This window comes from Holdemanella hominis (assembly GCF_014306155.1).
GTDB lineage: Bacteria > Bacillota_I > Bacilli_A > Erysipelotrichales > Erysipelotrichaceae > Holdemanella > Holdemanella hominis.
Map to the genome: position 1 here is coordinate 1 of NZ_JACRWH010000101.1, position 2,103 is coordinate 2,103.

A 2,103-nucleotide genomic window follows, 5' to 3' on the forward strand; every position below is an offset into this window, starting at 1 on the left:
GATAATAGGCCACACATTTCTACCTGTATGTCAACAAAAAATTCAAATTTTCAAAAAAAAAGAGGAGCACATTTTTTGTGTTCCCCTCAAAACCGTCATTTCTTAACTTAATGACATTGGCAGTAGCACCCATTGCGGCTAGGGCATTGTCGCCTAAGAAATGACCAACTAATAATGTATCGATTGTATTGTAGAGTTGTTGAAATAGATTAGAAAAGAAAAGTGGAATCACAAAGAAAAGGAGTCCTTTTGCGATGCTTCCTTGCGTTAGTGAATGATTTTTCATGAGATCAGCCTCCTTTTTGAATATAATATAAACCAGATTACTAAAATAGTTCCTTTAATAATGCTTGAAATTGAAATGGCCCACCATACTCCATTTACTCCTAAATAGTGAGATAGCAGAATGGCCATAGGAATTCTCGTAGATGTGAATATAATGGATACAATACTAGGTGGCAGAGTTTTACCAAGTCCATTAAAAGCACCTTGTGTAGCTATTTCTATGCACATAAATAGTTGGGAATATCCAAGTATAATTAGATAGTCAATTCCATAAGGAAGGATATTTGTTTCATGGATGAAACATGAGAATATCGGTCCAGGAAGGAAAATTAAAACGGCTGTTGTTAATAATCCCCATAATCCAACCACTAGCATGCCAGTTTTATAACCTTGTTTTACACGACTATAGTTTTTTGCACCATAATTTTGCGAAGTGAACGCATTGATGGATGCGCTGAATCCATCAGCTGCCATCCATGAGATAGATTCAATTTGCGAGCCTACTTTTTGTACGGCAACACTGATAGCTCCAAAACTTGAGATTAGGCGTGCAATGTACATAGAAATACATGTAAATAACATGCTTTGCACAGAGGATGGAAATCCTATTTTTAATATTTCAGAAATATGATTCAATTCTGGTTTTGACAAGATACGGATATTTCTAAATAGATCAAGATTTTTTGCGTTATATAAAAAGACCAAAGTAACAATGATTTGAGCAAGAATTGTTGCGAGAGCCGCACCGATGACTCTAAGATTGAATACGAAGATGAGTACAGGGTCTAAAATTAAATTTAATACTAGACCGGTTGTTGTGGCTATAAAAGTGCTTTTTGAATGACCGGCAGCCGTAAGGATTCCGGTAAAAATCTGATTCACAAAAGAGAATACAATAAAGCCACATGTAATCCATAAATAATTCTGAGCATCTTGAATAATAGCAGGATCTGATAAATTAAATAATTGAATTAAATACTTTTGAAAAACAATAATAATAATTCCATATATAAGGGCAAAAAATAAGGAACTTTGAAAAGCTGCCTGAATATAATTTTTTGTTTGTTCTTGATTATTAGCTCCAAGACTTTGTCCAACCAAGGCTTGTGATCCAATCTTAGGCATGTTCACAAGGCCGTTAGCCAAATACATGAAATTTCCAGATACACCAATACTGGCAACGGCGCCAGAACCTAAAAAACCAATCCACAACATATCAACCAGGTTATAGGCCATCTGAATAAAATACGTTGCCATGATTGGGATTGCTAATAAACTTAATGATTTAAAAATAGGACCGTGCAGTAGGTTAATACTCTGATTTTTTTTCATACAGGGAATATTTTATCAAGTTTTTAAGAATTTTAAAACAAAAGAATGGATGTGATCGCACATCCATTCCATCAAATACTCTTTTTTAGTTCTCTTAATGCATTTAAGTCCAGTCCAACAATCTCAGAGATTTCTTCAAGTGTTTGATTATTTCTTACAAGCATTTTAATTGCTATTTTGATTTGTGTATTTTTTACACCACGCTCAATACCTTGTTCAATGCCTTGCTTGATACCCATCTGGATTCCTCTGTTTGTTGATTCTTCAAACATTTCATAGAATGCTCTGCACACTTTTACATCTCCTTTCTCGCTTTTCTGGTAGATACTCAATAACTCTTTGTTCTTTGTCGCTACATACGCAAAACACAATGCATCACGATTAAACTCTCGATCTAGATCTTCTTTTAAAACCTGTTTTCTATAGATCATACGCAATAGATCAAAAAAGTCCTGTGTTGCCTTTTCACCTGTATTATACTTGTGA

Annotated in this window: 2 protein-coding genes and 1 pseudogene; all 3 read right to left on the minus strand. The window is 34.4% G+C overall.

Annotated elements, in window-relative coordinates:
• Positions 1 to 19 precede the first annotated feature (19 nt).
• Positions 20 to 286 carry an MATE family efflux transporter gene (locus H8911_RS12815; protein WP_255466373.1) on the minus strand — a complete coding sequence of 89 codons (267 nt, stop codon included), beginning with the start codon at positions 284 to 286 and terminating at the stop codon, positions 20 to 22.
• Complete coding sequence (locus H8911_RS12000; RefSeq protein WP_186999822.1) at positions 283 to 1,617, minus strand: MATE family efflux transporter; 1,335 nt, start codon at positions 1,615 to 1,617, stop codon at positions 283 to 285. Before H8911_RS12000 ends, H8911_RS12815 begins: the two co-directional genes overlap by 4 nt.
• 71 nt (positions 1,618 to 1,688) lie before the next feature.
• A pseudogene (locus H8911_RS12005) lies at positions 1,689 to 2,103 on the minus strand (hypothetical protein); the annotation flags it as partial.

Coding starts and splice junctions, on each gene's coding strand:
- H8911_RS12815 (WP_255466373.1), bottom strand. CDS start 286: ATGAAAAATCATTCACTAACGCAAGGAAGCATCGCAAAAGGACTCCTT.
- H8911_RS12000 (WP_186999822.1), bottom strand. CDS start 1,617: ATGAAAAAAAATCAGAGTATTAACCTACTGCACGGTCCTATTTTTAAA.